General features: G+C 71.1%; 18 protein-coding genes. 12 read left to right on the top strand and 6 right to left on the bottom strand.

The genetic code is table 11. The features are described 5' to 3' along the window. The first annotated feature begins 300 nt into the window (after positions 1-300). From IEZ08_RS18415 to IEZ08_RS18360, 12 genes are all read left to right on the top strand, one after another. Entirely contained in the window at positions 301-1,944 is a 1,644-nt protein-coding gene (locus IEZ08_RS18415; RefSeq protein WP_068928145.1) for a TIGR04028 family ABC transporter substrate-binding protein, read from the top strand. After that, complete coding sequence (locus IEZ08_RS18410; protein ID WP_068928146.1) at positions 1,945-2,880, top strand: ABC transporter permease; 936 nt, start codon at positions 1,945-1,947, stop codon at positions 2,878-2,880. Further along, a complete protein-coding gene (locus tag IEZ08_RS18405; protein ID WP_189242566.1) occupies positions 2,877-3,785 on the top strand; it encodes an ABC transporter permease in 909 nt (302 codons plus the stop codon). Before IEZ08_RS18410 ends, IEZ08_RS18405 begins: the two co-directional genes overlap by 4 nt. After that, a complete protein-coding gene (locus IEZ08_RS18400; protein WP_189242565.1) occupies positions 3,782-5,335 on the top strand; it encodes a dipeptide ABC transporter ATP-binding protein in 1,554 nt (517 codons plus the stop codon). The genes IEZ08_RS18405 and IEZ08_RS18400 overlap by 4 nt, the downstream gene beginning before the upstream one ends. Beyond that, positions 5,332-6,324 (top strand): putative FMN-dependent luciferase-like monooxygenase, encoded by a 993-nt coding sequence (locus IEZ08_RS18395; protein ID WP_068928148.1) that lies wholly within the window; start codon positions 5,332-5,334, stop codon positions 6,322-6,324. The genes IEZ08_RS18400 and IEZ08_RS18395 overlap by 4 nt, the downstream gene beginning before the upstream one ends. A 100-nt stretch (positions 6,325-6,424) precedes the next feature. Further along, entirely contained in the window at positions 6,425-7,018 is a 594-nt protein-coding gene (locus IEZ08_RS18390) for a CMD domain protein (protein ID WP_141704316.1), read from the top strand. Next, on the top strand, positions 7,015-7,584 hold the full coding sequence (locus tag IEZ08_RS18385; protein ID WP_068928149.1) for an alkylhydroperoxidase domain protein: 570 nt from the start codon (positions 7,015-7,017) through the stop codon (positions 7,582-7,584). Before IEZ08_RS18390 ends, IEZ08_RS18385 begins: the two co-directional genes overlap by 4 nt. Before the next feature lie 66 nt (positions 7,585-7,650). Beyond that, entirely contained in the window at positions 7,651-8,298 is a 648-nt protein-coding gene (locus tag IEZ08_RS18380) for a VOC family protein (protein WP_068928150.1), read from the top strand. A 55-nt stretch (positions 8,299-8,353) separates the two neighbouring features. Then, a complete protein-coding gene (locus tag IEZ08_RS18375; RefSeq protein WP_068928151.1) occupies positions 8,354-8,911 on the top strand; it encodes an OsmC family protein in 558 nt (185 codons plus the stop codon). A 35-nt stretch (positions 8,912-8,946) separates the two neighbouring features. Further along, complete coding sequence (locus tag IEZ08_RS18370) at positions 8,947-9,471, top strand: GNAT family N-acetyltransferase (RefSeq protein ID WP_068929301.1); 525 nt, start codon at positions 8,947-8,949, stop codon at positions 9,469-9,471. Between the two features lie 205 nt (positions 9,472-9,676). Further along, positions 9,677-10,534: an alpha/beta fold hydrolase gene (locus tag IEZ08_RS18365; RefSeq protein WP_229803246.1), complete on the top strand. Its 858-nt coding sequence runs from the start codon at positions 9,677-9,679 to the stop codon at positions 10,532-10,534. Between the two features lie 161 nt (positions 10,535-10,695). Next, entirely contained in the window at positions 10,696-11,373 is a 678-nt protein-coding gene (locus IEZ08_RS18360; RefSeq protein WP_068928152.1) for a TetR/AcrR family transcriptional regulator, read from the top strand. 105 nt (positions 11,374-11,478) lie between these two features. Here IEZ08_RS18360 and IEZ08_RS18355 read toward each other — a convergent pair whose 3' ends face one another. From IEZ08_RS18355 to pilM, 6 genes are read right to left on the bottom strand one after another with little or no spacing between them, the layout of a single operon-like run. Beyond that, positions 11,479-13,059 carry an RICIN domain-containing protein gene (locus IEZ08_RS18355; RefSeq protein WP_141704317.1) on the bottom strand — a complete coding sequence of 527 codons (1,581 nt, stop codon included), beginning with the start codon at positions 13,057-13,059 and terminating at the stop codon, positions 11,479-11,481. Between the two features lie 2 nt (positions 13,060-13,061). Beyond that, complete coding sequence (locus IEZ08_RS18350) at positions 13,062-13,814, bottom strand: PilW family protein (protein WP_068928154.1); 753 nt, start codon at positions 13,812-13,814, stop codon at positions 13,062-13,064. Continuing rightward, a complete protein-coding gene (locus IEZ08_RS18345) occupies positions 13,814-15,511 on the bottom strand; it encodes a putative Ig domain-containing protein (protein ID WP_268249343.1) in 1,698 nt (565 codons plus the stop codon). Before IEZ08_RS18345 ends, IEZ08_RS18350 begins: the two co-directional genes overlap by 1 nt. 6 nt (positions 15,512-15,517) lie before the next feature. Further along, positions 15,518-16,093 (bottom strand): type IV pilus inner membrane component PilO, encoded by a 576-nt coding sequence (locus IEZ08_RS18340; RefSeq protein WP_068928156.1) that lies wholly within the window; start codon positions 16,091-16,093, stop codon positions 15,518-15,520. Further along, the gene (locus IEZ08_RS18335) at positions 16,093-16,797 is read right to left on the bottom strand and encodes a PilN family protein (protein WP_189242564.1); all 705 of its coding nucleotides are present in this window, start codon (positions 16,795-16,797) and stop codon (positions 16,093-16,095) included. Before IEZ08_RS18335 ends, IEZ08_RS18340 begins: the two co-directional genes overlap by 1 nt. Further along, the gene (pilM, locus tag IEZ08_RS18330) at positions 16,797-17,825 is read right to left on the bottom strand and encodes a type IV pilus assembly protein PilM (RefSeq protein ID WP_189242563.1); all 1,029 of its coding nucleotides are present in this window, start codon (positions 17,823-17,825) and stop codon (positions 16,797-16,799) included. Before pilM ends, IEZ08_RS18335 begins: the two co-directional genes overlap by 1 nt. Positions 17,826-17,879 lie beyond the last annotated feature (54 nt).

Below are 17,879 nucleotides of genomic sequence, written 5' to 3'. Positions count from 1 at the left end.
CCCCCGGACCTGAGGCTCCGGGGGCTTCACGCTTGTAAGGCCAGCGGACTTCGAGACCTCCGAGGCTCTGGGGCCTCCGACTCTGCGACCTCCGGGACTCTGCGACCTCCGGGACTCTGCGACCTCCGGGACTCTGCGACCTCCGGCTCCGGGACCTCCGAGGATTCGGGACCTTCGAGGTTCCGGGATACCGTCCCCCTCTGTGATCGTCATCACATTCCCGTATTACCTAGTTTTCAGGTAGGTTATTAGCGATTTACCTCGCGGGAGATCCCGCACCCGTTCACGAAGGGCAACCCCATGTCACCATCCAGACTGCGATTCGCCGCCGCGAGCGCCGCCATGCTCGCCGTCGCGGGACTTCTCGGGGCCTGTGGGACGGGACCCGCCGAGGGCTCCTCGAACGGACCGGCGGCGGCCGACGGGAAGCCGGTGTACGGCGGCACGCTGACCTACCTGGAACACCAGCCCCCGACCTGCCTCTACCTGCCGGCCGCCGGCTTCTATCCGAACGGCGGCATCCTCAACCAGATCACCGACAAGCTCACCTGGCAGAACCCGAAGACGCTGGAGATCGAGCCGTGGATCGCCGCCAAGTGGGAGATCAACGAGGACGCCACGGAGTACACCTTCCATCTGCGTGACGGCGTGACGTTCAGTGACGGCACCCCGCTCGACGCGGAGGCCGTGGCGGCGAACTTCGACGTCTACGGCCTCGGCGACGAGAAGCTGAAGCTCCCGGTCGCGGAGTTCGTCAACAACTACGAGCGCAGTGAGGTCGTCGACCGGCTCACCGTGAAGTTCCACTTCACCAAGCCCTCGCCCGGCTTCCTTCAGGGCACCTCCGTCATCGGCGCGGGCCTGGTCTCGAAGAAGACCATCGCGCTGCCGTACGAGGAGCAGTGCCAGCTCAAGAACATCATCGGCTCGGGTCCCTTCACGGTGAAGAACCAGATCGTCGACAAGCAGGTCGACCTGGCCGTCCGGAAGGACTACGACTGGGCGCCGCCGTCCTCCCCCCATCAGGGGCGGGCCTACCTCGATGAGATCAAAATCATCGTGACGCCGGAGGACAACGTGCGCGTCGGCGCGCTCACCTCCGGGCAGGCCGACTTCGTCCGGTACGTGCAGGCGTACGACGAGGAGACCGTCAAGAGCGCCGGGTTCACCCTCTACGCCGAGCCGACCAGGGGTGTGAACAACGGCCTGTACCTGCGGCCGGGCAACAGCTTCCTGAAGGACCGCGACGTCCGCAAGGCGCTGCAGGCCGGGACGGACGCCAAGGAGGTCGTCGAGACCCTCTTCACCCCGAGCTACCCGGTGGCCACCTCGGTGCTGAGTCACCTCGCCCAGGGTTACGTGGACCTGTCGAAGGAGCTCGCCTACGACCCGGGCCGGGCCAATGCGCTGCTGGACAAGGCCGGCTGGACCCGCGGCACCGACGGCGTCCGGGAGAAGGACGGCAGGAAGCTCCAGCTCGGCGTGTTCGTCTCCGGCCCCCAGCCGCTGTCGAAGCAGACCCTGGAGCTGATCGGCCAGCAGTGGTCCGAGATCGGCGTCAAGCTGGAGATCCGCCCCGCCGACGCGGGCACCCAGGCGGTGGACATCAAGGACGCGGAGAAGACCGCCGTCTCGCACAGCATGGTGGGCCGCGCCGACCAGGACGTGATCAAGAGCCACTTCCACAGCCAGAACCGCGACGTCATCCTCTCCGACGACAAGGAACTGGACCGGCTGCTGGAGGAGGAGTCCGCCGAACCCGACACCGCCAAGCGCAACGCCAAGGTAGCCGAGATCCAGCGTTACGTGATCGACCAGGGGTACGCCATCCCGCTGTTCGAGGAGCCGCAGGTGTACGGCGGAGCGCCGTACGTCCACGGGGTCGCCTTCGAGGCGGTGGCCAGGCCCTGGTTCTACTCGGTCTGGAAGTCGGCGCGGAACTAGATGGCCAGGTACCTGCTCCTGCGGACCGGGCAGGCGACCCTCGTGCTGTGGGCCGCCTTCACCACCGCGTACGTCCTGCTGCAGCTGCTGCCGGGCGACTCCATCCTGATCAAGTTCCAGAACCCCGAGCTGGGGCTGTCCCCGCAGCAGATCGCGGAGATCCGCGCCCGCTACGACGGCGGCGCGTCACCCCTGGCCGCCTACGCCACCACCCTGCTCGGGTTCCTGCGCGGCGACTTCGGCTACTCGGTCGACACCGGCACCCCGGTGGTCGAGCGGCTGGCCGAGGCACTGCCCGCCACGGCCACCCTGGCCGGGGCCGGATTCCTGCTCGCGGTGCTGATCGCCGTGGTGATCGCGTTCGCGGCGGGCTACAGCAGGACCTCCTGGATCAGGGGCGCGCTGCTGGCGGTGCCGTCCCTGTTCGTCTCGGTCCCGGTGTTCTGGCTGGGCATCCTGCTCATCCAGGTGTTCTCCTTCCGGCTCGGCCTGGTGCCGGTCATCGGGGGGAGCGAGATCCAGCAGCTCATCCTGCCGGTGTTGACGCTGGCCGTGCCGATCGCCGCTCCGATCGCCCAGATACTGGCCCGGAGCATCGACCGGGTCCAGGCGCAGCCGTTCGTGCCCGTGGTCGCCGCGAAGGGCGCCTCGCGGTGGTGGATCCTCTGGCGGCACGTAGCCCGGAACGCGGCGCTGCCCGCGCTGACCGTGGCCGGGCTGACGTTCGGCGAGCTGATCGCCGGCTCCGTCGTCACCGAGACGGTGTTCGGCCGCAACGGCATCGGCAGGCTGACCGAGCAGGCCGTCAACGCCCAGGACACACCGGTGATGCTCGCCGTCGTGGTGCTCGCGACGGTGGTGTTCGTGGTGGTCAACCTCGCCGTCGACGTGCTCTTCCCGGTTCTCGACCCGCGACTGAGGACGGCGGTCGCATGAGCGGGATCCGCACCGGCAAACTCCTCGCCGGCAAGTTCCACGCGGGCGGGCTCCGGCTCCGCACAGTCGGACTCCGCACAGTCGGACTCCGCACGGGCCGGCGCCGTACAGGCAGGCCCGAGACCGGACTCGTCCTGGCCGTGCTGGTGATCGCGGTCGTCGTGCTCTGGGCGCTCGTACCGGGCCTGTTCACCGCGCACGACCCCATCGCGGGCGTGCCCGCGGAGAAGCTCCGGGCACCGGACGCGCGGCACCTCTTCGGCACCGACGCGGTGGGCCGCGACCTGTTCGCCCGGGTGGTCCACGGGTCCGTGCACTCGTTGTCCGGGGCGTTCGTCGCCGTCACGGTCGGACTGCTCCTGGGGACCCTGCTCGGGTCGCTGGCCGGGTCGGCCGGCGGCCTGCTCGACGACGCGATCATGCGGCTCGTCGACGTGCTCCTCTCGGTGCCCGGCCTGCTCCTGGCCCTCACCGTGATCATCCTTCTCGGTCCCGGGACGGTGAACGTGGCGATCGCGGTCGGTGTCGGCTCGGTCGCGGCGTTCGCCCGGCTCGCACGGTCCGAGGTGGTGCGGGTGCGCCGTACCGACTACGTGGAGGCCGCTTTCGGCAGCGGCGGCCGGTACCCGGCCGTGCTCTGGCGGCACGTGCTGCCGAACTCGCTCGGGCCCGTCGTCGCGCTCGCCGCCCTGCAGTTCGGCATGGCGATCCTGGCCATCTCGACGCTCGGTTTCCTCGGGTACGGCGCGGAGCCGCCCACACCGGAGTGGGGCCTGCTCATCTCGGAGGGGCGCAACTACCTGGCGACGTCGTGGTGGCTGACCACGTTGCCGGGGGCCGTGGTGGTCGCGGTGGTGCTCGCCGCCGGCCGGATCAGCCGCTCGATCGGAAGGGGCACGGAATGAGTCTGCTCGACATCCGCGACCTCGCGGTCTCCTACGGTGGCAGGCCCGCGCTCAGGGGAATCTCCTTCACCGTGGAGCCCGAGGAGGTCGTCGCCCTCGTCGGCGAGTCGGGATCCGGCAAGTCCACCACCGCGCACGCGATCACCGGGCTGCTTCCCCGGGGCGGGACCGTGGACGGCGGCCGGATCCTGCTCGGCGACGCCGACCTGGCGTCGTGGTCCCCCCGGCGTCTGGAGTCGGTGCGCGGCACACGGATCGGCCTGGTCCCGCAGGATCCGGCGAACTCATTGAACCCGGTCAAGACCGTCGGCGCCCAGATCGGCGAGGTGTTCCGTCTCCACGGGCGCGGTGACCGCCGTACCGTCCGGCGACGGGTCGTCGAGCTGCTCGCCCGCGTCGGCCTGCCCGACCCGGAGACGCGGGCCCGCCAGTACCCGCACGAACTCTCCGGCGGGATGCGCCAGCGGGTGCTCATCGCGATCGCGATCGCCCTGGAACCAGAGCTGATCATCGCTGACGAGCCCACCAGCGCCCTGGACGTCACCGTGCAGCGGCGCGTCCTGGACCTCATCGACGACCTGCGCGCCGAGTTCGGTACGGCGGTGCTGCTGGTCACCCACGACCTGGGCGTGGCCGCCGCCCGCTCGGACCGGCTGGTCGTCATGAAGGACGGCCTGATCGAGGAGCGGGGCCCGACCGCGGCCGTGGTCGCGGCCCCCGGAGCCGCCTACACCGCGCGGCTCCTGGACGACGCCCCGGCCCTGTCGGCTCGCGACTTCCGGACCGCCGGATCCGACGGCCGCGGCCCGGCCATCGTGGTCCGTGACCTGGTCAAGGAGTTCACGGTCGGCCGGCACGCGTTCCGGGCCGTCGACGGGGTCTCCTTCGAGGTCGCCCGCGGCACCACCCACGCGCTGGTGGGCGAGTCCGGCTCGGGGAAGACCACCACGGCGCGGATGGTGGCGCGCTTCGCCGATCCCGCCTCCGGGACGGTGGAGATCCCCGGCGCGGAGCCGGGCCGCCTGTTCCGCCGGCACGTCCAGCTCGTCTACCAGAACCCGTACGGCTCCCTCGACCCGCGGCAGTCCGTCGCGGAGATCGTGGAGGAGCCGCTGCGCAACTTCCGGCTCGGTGACCGGGCGGCCCGCCGTACCCGCGTCGCCGAGTTGCTCGACCGGGTGGCGCTGCCCGCCGGCACCGGCACGCGCAGGCCGCGGGAGCTCTCCGGCGGGCAGCGGCAGCGCGTGGCCATCGCCCGCGCGCTGGCCGCCGGTCCCGAGGTGCTCGTGCTCGACGAGGCCGTCTCAGCGCTCGACGTCACCGTCCAGGCGCAGATCCTCGGCCTGCTGGAGGAACTCCAGCGCGACCTCGGGCTGACCTACCTGTTCATCTCGCACGACCTCGCGGTGGTGCGGCAGATCTCGCACACCGTCTCCGTCATGAGCGAAGGACGCATCGTGGAATCCGGAACCACCCGGGAGGTCTTCACCGGCCCCCGCCATCCCTACACCCGGGAGCTTCTCGCCGCGATCCCGGAGCCGGTGCGATGAGGCTCGGCTTCTTCACCCGGCTCCTCGACGACGTGCCTCCCGGAGAACGCTACCGGCTGGCCGTCGAGCAGATCCGGCACGCGGAGAGCGCCGGGTTCGACACCGCCTGGGTGGCGCAGCACCACTTCGACGGCGCCGAGGGCGGCCTGCCGGCCCCGCTGGTGTTCCTCGCGTACGCCGCGGCCAGGACCAGCCGGATCCGCCTGGGAACCGGCATCATCACGCTCCCGCTGGAGGAGCCGCTGCGGACGGCCGAGGACACCGCCGTGCTCGACCTGCTCTGCGGAGGCCGCCTGGAGGTGGGAGTGGGCAGCGGGGGCACACCGACCTCCTTCGCCCCCTTCGGCCGCGACAGCGCCGACCGTTCGGCCGTCTACGCCGGGCACCTGGCCACGCTGGTCCGGGCCTGGTCCGGGGAGGACCTCGGCGGCGGCAACCGGCTCCACCCGCCCGCGCCCCGGCTGACCGGCGCGGTCTGGGAGGCGACGTTCTCCGTCTCCGGCGGCGCCCGTGCGGGCCGGGCGGGCAACGGGCTGATGCTCTCGCGCACCCAGCCCCGGCCCGCCGACCGGCCGCAGCTGACCCTCGCGGAGATCCAGCGGCCCATCGTGGACGCCTACCTGCAGAACCTGCCGCCGGGCGGTACGCCACGGATCATGGCCTCCCGCACCGCGTTCGTGGCCGACAGCCGGGCCGAGGCGCTCCGCCACGCCGAGCGCGGCCTCGGCCGGGGCCGGCTCCCGTTCGAGCTTCCCGACAGCGACCTCGACCGGCGGATCGCCGGGTTCGACGTGCACGTCGGCACCCCGCAGGACGTCGTCGAGAGCCTCCGGGCCGACCCGACCCTCGACCGGGTGACCGACCTGGTCCTTCAGGTGCACTCCGTCGATCCGCCGCACCCCCTCATCCTCCGCTCCATCGAGCTGCTGGCGACCGAGGTCGCGCCCGCGCTCGGGTGGACGCCCGCGACGGAGCCGGCGTCTCCATGACCAGGACAGGAACGAACCACCGCATGACCACGGAAGACATGTCCCCGACGAGCCCGACGACCCCGGCGACCCCGGCGACCCCGACAGGAGCGCACCCCGCATGACCATCGGCACCATCGACGTCATCGACCGGCTGGCCGGGATCGCACCCGGCTCCCCGCTCGATCTGCTCCGCCGCCGGCGGCCGGACGGCCGTGAGCACGCCCAGCGCGGTTTCGACGCGCTGTTCGCCCCCGAGACCGAGGGCGAGGTCACGCTCGTCGAGCGGGACGCGGTCGCCGCGTTCGTGGCGGGGGTGCACCGGGACGCCCCGGCGGCGGGCTTCTACGCGGGACGGCTGGCCGAACTCGCGCCCGGCCTGCTGGAGGCCGTACGGGCCGAGATCGAGGCGGGCAGCGCCAGCGGACCGTACGGCGCCTACCCCGCGAGCGTCGGCCTGGCGGGGGAGGACACCGAGGGTCCGCGCTACCGCGTCCGCGACCCCGAAGCGCTGGGCGTGCGGCTCACCGCGGCGTTCGAGCACGCGCATCTGCTGGTGTTCCGGCCCCGAGAGGCGAGCCGGGAGGCCCTGGACGCGCTGTCCCGGGCGGGCTGGAACACCCCGGGCATCGTCACGCTGTCACAGCTCGTGGCCTTCCTCAGCTTCCAGATCCGGGTCGCCGCGGGTCTGCGCCTGCTGGGGGCCGCCGCATGAACGGCTTCACCGGGGAACAGCTCGGCTGGACGCCGTGGCTGGAGCCGCTGGCCGTGGACGAGCTCACCGACGAGCACCGCGAGGCACTGGTCGACAAGGCACGCGCCGCGTCGCCGTACTTCCGGCTCCTCGCCCACGACCCGCACGTCCTCCACGCGCGGACGGTGACCGACAACGACATCTTCTACAACGCCGACGGCGGGCTTCCGCGCGCCGAGCGTGAACTCGCCGCCACGGCCGCCTCTCGGCGGAACGGGTGCGTGTTCTGCGCCTCGGTGCACGCGCGCTTCGCCGCGCACCACTCCAAGCGCCCGGACGACGTGCAGCGGCTGCTCGACGAGGGTGTCGGGGCGGACCAGGACGACCGGTGGCGGGCGATCGTCGACGCGTCGGCGGCGCTCACAGCCACCCCGGGCGGCCTCACTCCCGACCATCTCTCCGCGCTCCGCGCCGCCGGACTCGACGACCTGGCCATCAGCGACGTCATCCACGCCGCGGCCTTCTTCAACTGGGCCAACCGGCTCATGCTCTCCCTCGGGGAGCCCGTCAAGGAGGCTGACCGATGACCACCGGAACGACCGGGGAGACCGGCCGATGACCGCCGACACGACCACGACCGGGAGGGCCCGCCGATGACCGCCGACACGACCACGACCATCGATCCGCACCTCGACCACCTCGTCTACGCGGTGCCCGACCTGATCGCCGGCGTCGCCGCGTTCGCCGAGCGGACCGGGGTCACTCCGGTGGCGGGCGGCAGGCACCCCGGCGGCACGGCCAACTACCTCGTCGGCCTCGGCCCCACCGCCTATCTGGAGATCATCGGTCCCGATCCGGAGGCCGAGCCGGGTACCCGGCCGCGGGCCTTCGGCCTGGAAACCCTCCGCGAGCCGCGGCTGGCCGCCTGGGCCGTCCACCCCGCCGACATCGACGCCGCCGCGCGGCAGGCGCGGGAGAACGGCTACGACCCCGGTGACGTCCAGCCGCTGTCCCGGCGCACGCCCGACGGGACGCTGCTGGAGTGGCGGCTGACCCGGCGCGACGACCCGGCCGCGGTCAGGCCGGTGCCGTTCCTCATCGACTGGGGGCGGACACCTCACCCGGCCGCCTCCGGACTGCCGCAGCTGGGCCTGGACGTCTTCACCGCCGTCCACCCGGACCCCGCCGCGCTCCGCCGTGACCTGACCGCGGTGGGCGCCCGGCTCGACGTCGCCGAGGGCCCGGAAACCGTACTCCGGGCGGTGCTCAGCACCCCTCTCGGCCTCGTGACGCTGTCCTGAGCCTTACGACGACGACCTGAGCCTTACGACGACCTGAGACGAAAGATCCGACCGCATGAGCACCCTCCGCGGCTACCTGTCGCACAAGCGCACGGCCCTGCTGACCCGCCGTGCCGCCCCCGTCCAAGGGCCGGTCCCGCTGCACGCCCATGTCACAGCCGAGGGCCGCAGCGGGGTCCGGCGCATCAGGATCAGGGACTTCCAGATCCTCAGCGACAGCGGGCCCGACTTCGCGGGATACGACCTCGGCCCCGGCTCCCCCGAACTGCAGGCGGGCGTGCTGGGCAGCTGCGTCACGCACATCTTCCTGATCAAAGCGGCCGAGCTGGAGATACCGCTCGACTCGCTGGAGGTGGACGTACGCGCCGAGTACGACCCCAGAGCCCAGCGGCCCGACGAGGCCGACGAGGCCAGCGGGGCCGAAGGGACCGGCATCCCGGTGTATCCGCAGAACTTCCGGTACCAGGTGCTGATCGACTCGCCCGCCCCGGATGAGGACCTGGCCCGCCTGCACGCCGAGGTCGAGCGGGTGTGCCCGATCCTCAATCTGATCCGCCATCCCCAGGACATCAGCGGCTCGGTGGTGAGGGTCCGCGATGAACCGTCCGGGTGAGAGCGCCGGTCTTGCCGGTGATCTAGGGTGTGGGCATGCTGCGCGGAGAAAGAGTCTTGCTCAGGGCCATGGTCAGGGACGACCTGGCGGTGCTGCACCGGCTGCACGACGATGTCGGCACGGCCGTCCTGGCCGAGGTGGATCCCTGGACGCCGGAGACTCTGGAGCAGGCGCTCGCCCGGTACGACGCGTACACGCCGGACCCGGCCAACGTGCGCTTCACCATAGCCTCCCTCGCCGACGGACAGGTGCTCGGCCGCTGCGTCGTCTGGGGGATCGACGCCTTCAACCGCAACGCCCACCTGGGCATCTCCCTGCTGCCGCAGGCCCGCGGCCGGGGATACGGGCTGGACGCGCTGCGGGTGATGTGCGACTACGCCTTCCGCATCCGCGGCCTGCACCGGCTGGGGCTGGAGACGCTGGCGACCAACACCGCGATGATCGCCACCGCGGAGAAGGCCGGTTTCCGGCGCGAGGGCGTCCACCGCGAGCATGCCTGGGTGCTGGGCGCCTTCGTCGACGAGGTGCTGTTCGGGCTGTTGGCCACAGAGTTCTCCTGACCCCGGCCGCACCGCACCCCCGGAGAGAAGTCTTCTCGGCACGGTGACCGCTGTCCTGGGAACCCGCATTCCTTGACAGCCGGAAATCCATGCGAGAGGAACAGACCATGCAAAAGATCATCGTTTCTCAGTTCATGACCCCGGACGGGGTCATCGAGGGGCCCGGAGGGCTCGGCCGGGCGTTCCGGGGACCGGCCTCCCGCCGGTGGAGTCAGGCCCGGTCGGCCAGGTCAGCCGGGTCAGCCAGGTCGGGGGCACCGTGCTGACCGACGGTCCCGGGCCGCACATGGTGACCTCGGCCGACGGGACGGGCATCGCCTACGACCGCACCGGGGCGGGGCCGGCCCTCATCCTGGTCCAGGGCGCCTTCTCCACCCGGACGGATCCGATCATGGCGGGCATCGCGGCGGCGCTGGAGTCGCGGTTCACAGTGATCAACTATGACCGGCGAGGTCGCGGGGACAGCGGGGACACCGCGCCGTACGCGGTCCAGCGGGAGATCGAGGACCTCCGGAGCCTGATCGACGCGGCCGGCGGCAAGGCGATGGTGTTCGGCGGTTCCTCCGGTGGGGCGCTGGCGCTGGAGGCCGCCGCCGCGGGTGCGCCGATCAGCAAACTGGCGGTCTTCGAGCCGCCGTACGTCGCGGACTCCGTCATCTCGCCGATCCCCACCTACGAGGAGCTCAGCGCGCTGGTGGAGCAGGGGCGCCGGGGCGAGGCGGTCGAGGTGTTCCTGACCCGGGGCGCCGAGATGCCCGCCGAGGCCGTGGCCGGCATGAAGGCCCAGCCGTTCTGGGCCGGGATCGAGGCCGTCGCCCACACCCTGGCCTACGAGGCCGCCGTCGTCGGCCCCGGCCCGGTCCCGGCGCACCGGCTGGCCGCGATCTCCGTTCCCACTCTCGTCCTGGCCGGTTCCGGCAGCAGCCCTCGCATGCAGACGGCGGCGCAGGCGGTCGCCGACGCCGTCCCCGGCGCCCGCGTCCACCGGCTGGAGGGCCAGGCGCACGGCCAGCTCGACCCGGAGGTGCTCGGCGCCGCCCTGACCGGTTTCTTCTCCGGCTGATCCCGCCGGTCGCCACGGCGCGTCCACCGGCCGCAGCGGCGCATTCACCGGCCATCGCGGCGCGTCCCCGTCCGGGGTGCGCCGCGGTGGTGTTCCCCTGACCGCGCGAACACCGACTTGAACTTTGTGCAATACGGGCTCACGTGCCCTATCGTGAAGGGATGCCGCGCGACACGCTGACCCGGGAACAGATCATCCAGACCGCCGTCGAGCTCCTGGACGCCGAAGGCCTGGAGGGCCTGAACATGCGCAGCCTGGGCAGACGGCTCGGCTCCGCCGCGACGGCGGTCTACTGGCACGTCAAGAGCAAGGACAACCTGGTCGTCCTCGCCGGTGACCGGGTCTGGGACGAGATCAAGCTGCCCGACCCCGGCGCGGTCGGCTGGCGGGCCGCGGCCACGTCGATGGCCACCGACCTGTACGGCATGCTCACCCGGCACCCCTGGCTGATGCAGGCGATGCCCTCCTACCTCTTCCACGGCCCCGGCAAGGCGCGTCACGACGACCACAGCCTCGCGGTCTACGAGGCGGCCGGGTTCGTCGGCGCGGAGGCGGACCAGGCGGCGGCCACCGTCTTCACGTTCGTACTCGGCAACGCCCTGGGCGAGTCGGCCACGGCCTCGCTGACGAGGCGGCTGAGCCGGGACGGCGGCGATCCGGAGGAGCTGATCCGCGACACCATGGCGCAGGCGGCCGAGGTCGCGATGGGGTTCCCCCGGCTGCGCGCCCGCGTCCAGGCGATGGAGACCATCGACTACGGCGGAGCCCCGGACGACAGCTTCGAGTTCGGCCTCCGGGCCATCTTCGACGGGCTCGAAGCCCGGCTCGCCCTCCGCTGACAGGGGCCACCGGGGTCAGCTGATCGGGCAGACCCGGTTCCCGGTGGCCGCCGGCCCTCCGTTCCAGCTCACCACCCGCCCCCGCCGGTCAGGGCGGCTGGGCCCTCATGGCGTTTTCGCCTGCACCCCCGTCGTCTCCGTGATGTCCGTCAGCGGCAGCGGCTGGTTGAGGTTCGCCGGGGCGTTCCACTTCTGCAGCTCGGAGCCGGTGCAGGGGGCCACCTTGACCTTGCTGGTGCCGTCGCTGTGGGTGTCGGGCTTCAGCACGTCGAGGTCGGTCGGGGTCAGGCAGTTCCCGTAGTGGTCCATGATGCGGTAGCTGGTGGTGTAGTCGCCGGTTCTGCCGTACACCGTCCACTTGAGGTTGTCCGCCAGCGTGCCGGTGGCCGCGCAGGAGGTCACCGTGACGTACTGGTTGGACGCGGTGGAGTTGGGGCTGCGCAGGCAGTAGCCGGTCCCGTAGTTGGTCCGGATGCGGCCCTCCGCCTTGGTCGCGGGAGCGGTGACCGCCGGGATCGACCACTTCTGGTTCCAGCTGATGTTGCCGTCGGGCGCCTGCTTGCAGAACCAGGCGATCATGTAAGTCCGGCTCACGTTGTGGTCGGTGACGTCCAGGCACCGGCTGAACTGCTTGAAGTTCACCAGCTGCCCGACGGCGACGCCCGCCATGCCCGCGCCGACGCCGGGCTGCGGCCGGAAGACGTTCTGGTTCTGGGTGGCGGTGCAGCCGCCGAGGACGACCAGGCTGCCGGCCAGGCCGGGGTTCTTCAGGTTGAAGCAGAAGCTGTTCAGGGTGACACCGTTGGTGGTGCCCTGGAAGTTGGAGTTGTTGTTGAGGCTCCACTGCTGCTTCGGGGTGCGGAGGTCTTCACACGGCCGGAACACCACGACCGCACCCGACTGCTGCGACGAATCCGTGTCCAGGCACATGCCCAACCGTGCCACCGGGTTCTCCAAGCTCTCGGAGCCGATCAGCTTCAGCGTCAGGTCCTCGGTGTAGGCGAACTGCTGCTGGCTCAGGCCCGGCACGCATCGCTGCATCTTCAGCTGGGTGCCGGGAGTCGGCGTCTCGCGCTGACCGGCGTCCATGCAGAGCGGGGAGGTGGTGGGCTGGGCGACGGGGATCGCCCCGCCGTCGATGTTGGCGTTGGTGGTCTGGAAGGCGTACGTCGCCTGGATCGTCCGCGTACCCGCGGCGTCGGAGGCGAGAGGGACGTCCGGGTTCTCCGCGCCGGTGGCGATCAGCGTGGCGGAGGCCGGCACCTCCGTCGGGGGGCAGTTGCTCAGGGGTTTGCCGTTGACGTCCCGATAAGTGATCCGCACCTTGTAGCGGGGGGCGGTCGTACCGACCGGCAGCACGCTGCCCGTCATCTCGCACGACGGCAGCCGCTCCACCACGCCGTTGCCCTCGGCGTCCGCGGCGGCGCGGATCTGCCCGAGGGCGGCGTCGATGCCGGCCTCGGCGGCGTGCAGGGCCTGCGTCCGCTCCGACGCGGTGCGGGTGATGGCCGCCTGGTTGAGCACCACCGGGATCAGCAGCGCGCTGAGCGACATGCCGACCAGGGTGAGCAGCAGGGCCACCGGCATCGAGCCCCGGTCCGCGATTCCGGAGGGGAGACGCGGGTGCCGGTCCGCGGTCCCGGAGGCTCCACGTGGCGGGCGCCTGCGGGTGAGCATGGCAATCACGGTCAGGGCCTCCCTTCCTCGCAGGTGTTGTCGAGCTCGGTGTTCCGTGAGGTGTTGAGTGCGGTGAACGTGGCGTCGAGCTCCGTGGATCCGGCCTTGTCCCCGTCGCCCACCTCGGCGGTCAGATGGATCCTGAGCCGCTGGAAGTCCGGGACGAAGTCGGCGCCGACGGCCTCGGCGTCATCGGCCTCGGATCCGGCCAGAATCCGCTCGAAGGGAACGTTCTCCGCCTTCTCTTCGGCCGTCGCGGTCGCCGACCTTAGGACATCGGTCGCGATGTGCGAGGCCAGCGTCTCGCGTGACGCCTCCGGACCGGACGGCGAGCCGGGCGTCCAGCGCAGCAGCTGCAGAACGCCCCGGCCGAGGTCCAGCCGGAGCTGCCCGCACTTCTTCGTGAGGGTCGTCGCGTCCTTGTCGGGGAGCTCCGCGTAGGCGAACTCCACGTACCAGTAGTCGCCGTCGGTGCCGGGCTCGCCGATCCAGGACGCGTAGCGGATCTCCCTGTCCAGTCGCTGGAACGCGACGTGCATCTGCTCCTGCGCCGTCGCCAGCGACTCCGTCGAGCCGACGACGCGGTAGACCTGCACGATGCCGGCCGTGAAGATCGCCATCAGCACGCTCATGATGCCCATGGTCACGAGGACCTCGATCAGGGAGACCCCGGCGTCCCCGGTGGCCCGGACGGCTCGGGCCGCCCGGAGCCGGTCCGGGGGCGAGAGCCGCCGCGCCGCCCGCGGGTGCGTGGGCCCGCTCATCACCGCACCGTCCAGGTGAACATCAGGGTCGCCCACTTCTGGGCCGAGTCCACGACCTTCAGCTCGACCACGTAGGTGCCCGGGGTCGTGGGCGTCCCGGTGATCCTCCCGTCGTACTGGCCGGACTGGGCGATGCCGAGCCCCGGCGGCAGCCCGGTCGCCGACCAGGTGTTGTAGCCGCTGTTGCTCCCGCCCGACGCCCTGACGGTGAACGCGACCGGTTGACCGGCGGTACCGGTCTGGTCGGGGGCCGACGGGCTCGGCGCCGTCACCCTGAGGTCGTTCACCTGCCTCGCGAGGATGTCCCAGACGAACGTCCTGGAGACCTCGTCGCCCATCCTGTCCTTCACGTAGACCGTGCTCAGGTAACGGGTGCCCCACCTCACGGTCCCGGAGATCTCACCGGTCGAGGCGTCGATCTGCAGGCCGTCCGGCAGGTTCTCCGCGCGCCACGTGTACGGCGCGCTGCCGCCGGTCGGCGTGAGGCGTACCCCGCTGATCTGGTCCCGGATGTAGTCCGTCCTGGTTCCGGGGTCGGACAGCTTCAGCGTCAGCACCTTCCAGGTGAACGCCACCGAGGCCGTCTTGCCTCCCTTGTCGGTGACCGTCACGGTCACCGACCTGGTCTGGTAGGTCGTCGGGGTGCCGGAGACGACACCGGTCAACGCGTTGATCGACAGCCCGGTGGGCAGCCCGGTGGCCGACCAGGTCAGCGGGGTGCGCCCGCCGGATGCCGGGATCGCCAGCGAGACCGCGGTACCGATCTGCGTCACCTGGTCCTCGACGTCGGTCAGCTTCGGCAAGTCGTTGACGACCATGGAGAACTCGACGGTGTCGGTGTCGCCCCGGCGGTCGGTGACGGTGGCCGTGACGGTGGACGTGCCCAGCTGCGTCGGCGTGCCGCTGATCAGGCCGCTCTCCGACGCGCTCAGCCCCGTCGGTTGCCCGGTCACCTTCCAGGTCAGCGGGAGCTGTCCGCCGGACGCGGTGAGCTGCAGGTTCGTCGCGACCGTACGGTAGGCGTACGAGGTGCCCGGGTTGCCGATCAGGGGCGCGGGGCGCTTGATGTAGAAGACCGGGTCACCGACCGAGCTGATCAGGGTCGAGGTGACGTAGACGCACTGCCCGTTCTCGCACCCCTTGTGGGGCCAGGACACCGCGACCACGACGCGGTAGAACGGCACGTCCGCCGGGCCCGAGACCGGGCCGGGCTTGACGCAGGTCTGCTCCTGCGCCGACGCGGTCACGACCTGCTGCACGCAGTGTCCGACGTACCAGTTCTGCTCGTACTTCACCCCGTTGACCGTCACGATGTTGGGCTTGGTCGGCAGCGGGGCCTTGGCACCCGCGTTGAGGGCGGAGTCCTTGTCCCACGCGCGCTCCATCGAACCCAGGTAGGTGCTCGCCTTGGGGTGGGCGCTCTTCCACTGGTCCTCCGAGCTGGTCTTGCCGCGACCGGCCGCCAGGGAGGTGCCCTTCAGCGCGCGGGCCCGCTCGATGGCGTCGCCGGCCAGCTGGACGGCCACCTGCTTGCCGCGCTGCTGGCCGGCGAAGTTCATCGAGTTGGTGAAGAACACGGCGAGGGCGCTCATGACGACGCCGATCACCGCGATGGCGACCAGCATCTCAACCAGTGTGAACCCGGCGTCCGGCCGCGCCGGGACGCCCCGGTCACGAGGAGGGACGGGGGTTCTCACTGCTGCCTACTTTCCGGTCGGTGCGGCGACGAAGATGTTCATGTTGACCACGAGACTCCACATCTCAGACGTCTGGCTCTCCTCGCCGCGTCCGTCAATCGTGACGTTGTCGATCAGTACGGCCCGCGGCTGCACCCGCTGGAGCTGCTCGAAGAACGTGTCCAGCCCGGCGGTGCTACCCGTGGCGGTCACGGCGACGGGCAGGGCGTGCATCTTCACGTCACCGGCGGTGACCTCCGTGGCTCCGCCGATGTTGATCCCATCGACGGAGACGGTCGCGGCCTCACCCGCCTGCCGGAGCTGGTCCAGGAACCCCTCCGACTGCGCCGTCGTAGGCAGCGCCTGGCGGGCCGCCTTCAGTTCGGCCCGGTACTTCGGCAGGTTGACGTTCTCCTGGCTCAGCTCCGCGAGCCTGCTGCGCAGGGTGGCCGCCCGCACCTGCGTGCTCTCGGCCTCCGCCCGCATGGTGTCGGTCTCTTCGTGCTGGGGACTGATGAAGAAGAACCAGCCGACGGCGAGCAGGACGGCGGCGACGAGGATGCCACCGAGAATCCAGACCCGGTCTGCGCGTCCGGTGAGCATCAGTTCTCCTTCTTCACGTCAGCGGGGTAGCGGCTGTCGAGTGCGGCGTCGGTGATGTCGACCTGCACGGTGAAGTTCACGCCGCCCTCTTCCTCGGTCGCGTCGTTGAGCAGCGGGTTGCCCAGGCCGGAGACCTTGCTCAGCGCGCTGACGTAGTCGGCCACGACCTGCTTGCCGGAACCGACGCCCACGATGCTGAGCTCCCCGATCAGCTTCTTGCCGGAGGTGTTCGGAAGAGCGGACTTGCTCACCGCGGACCCCTCCGCGGAGAGCCCGCTGGCGACGCTGGTGATCCGCACGCCGCTCGGGGCCGCCGCGCGGATCGAGGAGAGCAGGCGGGACCAGCGCACGTCCCGGGCGAGCAGTGCGGAGAGCTGTGCGTTGATCATCTCCTCCTGTCCCCGGGTCGTGACGAGCTCGGAGAACTCTTTCTGCTTGCGGGTCCATGTCCGCACCTCGTCCTCGGCCTCGGCGAGCTGCTGCTCCGCCGCCGCCGTCTGCTGAGCGGTGATGACGTACCAGCCGGCCAGCAGCAGGGTGAACACCGTGAGGAAGGACAGGACGACGGTGCGGGCCCGGCGGCCCCGCCGGGCCGTCATGATCTCCGGCGGGAGCAGGTCGGCCGCGAGTGGGAGCGCCCGGAACGGGTCCTGGGCCGGTACAACGGGACCGGAGGAACCCTGGGGAATGAGTGTGGTGGTCATCAGGCTGCCGCTCCAAGGGCGAGGCCGACCGAGACCGCGGCGGCCGTACGGAACCGGTCGAGGTTGTCCTGCCTGTCGCGACGACCGCGCCGGGCGCGCACCGCGGGATCGGAGAGCGTCACCTCGATGCCGAGCTGGGTGTTCAGGTCCTCGACGAGGCCGGGCATGAGGGCACCGCCTCCGGAGAGGGTCACCCGGGAGACCCGGGTCGGCCGGTCACCGGAGCCGAGGTAGGCGAACGAGTTGCGGATCTCGTTGACGAGGGGCCGGACGGCGGCGCGGATCGCCTCCGCGGCCTCGTCCTCCCCGCCGTCACGGCGGAGGCCGAGGTCGCACTTGAGCGCCTCGGCCTGGCGCGGGTCGATGCCGAGCTGGGCGGAGACGGCCTGGGTGATCTCGGCGCCGCCCCGGGGAAGGGTACGGACGATCAGCGGCACGCCGTCGGTGTGCACGATGACGCTCGTGGCGGAGGCGCCGATGTCCACGATGGCCTCCACCTTGGCGTCCAGGCACGACACGGCGCGCATCAGCGCGAACGAGGCGAGGTCCACCCGGGCGACGTGCAGCCCGGCCTGCTCGGCGGCGTGCACGGCGGTGGTGACGACGTCCTTCGGCGCGGCGATCAGCAGTCCGCGCACGGTCTCCTTCTCGCCCGGGTTCTCCAGCGGGAAGAAGTCGAGCAGTGACCGCTCGACCGGGAGCGGCAGCGCGTCGCGCACCTGGAACGGCAGGGCCTGGCGCAGCTCTCGGAGAGGAAGGTTGCTCACGGACATCTCGCGGACCACGACCTGGGGGTTGGTCACGCCGAGCACGACCTTGCGGGTGCGGAACTTCGACGCCGACCAGAGCCGCTTCAGCTCGGCGGTGACGACCTTGGCGTCGTTGATGACGCCGCCCTGCACGGCGCCCGGCGGAAGGGGGACCATCCCGACGTTCGTGATGACCGGGCCTTCCTTGCCACGGGTGATCTCCACCGCGCGGATCGACATCGAACCGATGTCCAGTCCGATGGGGTTGACCGTGGCCATCAGGCGCTCCTCATCATCGAAGTCGTTGTAGTCGTGAAAAGTCAGGAAAGTTCG

It is taken from the genome of Planobispora rosea (assembly GCF_014648175.1).
GTDB lineage: Bacteria > Actinomycetota > Actinomycetes > Streptosporangiales > Streptosporangiaceae > Planobispora > Planobispora rosea.
This window is presented reverse-complemented; position numbering and strand designations above follow the sequence as displayed.